The organism is Vibrio sp. 1069, assembly GCF_033340555.1.
In genome coordinates this window covers 1-502 of sequence record NZ_JAWOWP010001040.1, presented here as the reverse complement: position 1 = coordinate 502, position 502 = coordinate 1, and the positions used below count along the sequence as shown (strand labels likewise).

Annotated in this window: 1 protein-coding gene; it reads left to right on the top strand. The window is 44.8% G+C overall.

Translation table 11 applies throughout. The features are described from left to right. A partial coding sequence (locus R7040_RS30485) for an HAD family hydrolase (RefSeq protein WP_318098194.1) occupies positions 1-204 on the top strand: 204 nt, incomplete at its 5' end. Between the last annotated feature and the right edge of the window lie 298 nt (positions 205-502).

The following is a 502-nucleotide window of genomic DNA, read 5'->3' as shown; positions in this document are numbered from 1 at the left end:
TTGAATCTAGTCGACATCAAACCAGAAGAAGCCTTACACATCGGTGACTCTCTAGCGGCAGACATCGCAGGCGCAAACAACATGGGTATTTTGAGTGTGTGGGTGAATGCGACTGGCGCAAGTAATCCAACAGAGATAACGCCGAACTTTGAAATCCGAGAAACCGTCGAGCTAAAAGAAATCCTGAAAACACTCGCCCAATAACAACAGCGGATTAAGAAAACCACAACCCCAGACATTGAGCTGGGGTTTATTTTATCTGCGCGAAAAGCATTGGGATCATGGGTGGTCTAAAGCACCAAAATCTGCACCAACCTTACAATTCATACGCAAAGCGAGATTCTGCTGATAGAAATCTTCTGGCTAGCCATTCTCAGCTAATATGGAGGAAAATAGAGTAGCTAAAATGCAAAAAAGCCTCAGTCTTTCGACTGAGGCTTTAAATAGCGGTTGGTGAAGAGCTATATTCTAACTTCAGGCGACCCCCACTTGGGTCCAAATC